The 228-nt window shown below is 37.7% G+C and carries 1 protein-coding gene; it reads right to left on the bottom strand.

Annotated elements, in window-relative coordinates; all coding sequences use genetic code 11:
• Positions 1-228, bottom strand: a 228-nt coding sequence (locus AC3II9_RS22735; protein WP_489159068.1) for a hypothetical protein, incomplete at both ends; no start/stop codon positions are given.

The following is a 228-nucleotide window of genomic DNA, read 5'->3' on the forward strand; positions in this document are numbered from 1 at the left end:
GCGTTTAGTAATCACACCTGAAATTGGACTAGTAATAATTCCGTCTTGATCCGCTTTTTTAGCAATATCAACATTGGCTTGTTGTGCTTTTACACTTTCAAGCTGACCTTTATAGTCAACCTGACTCTGTTCAAACTCGACACGAGCAATAAAACCTTGATTAAATAATCTTTGTTTTCGGTTCATCAAATTACGAGCAAGTTCAGCTTGTGATTGAGCCGATGCAAG

The sequence above is a fragment of the Lysinibacillus sp. RU7 genome (assembly GCF_057837305.1).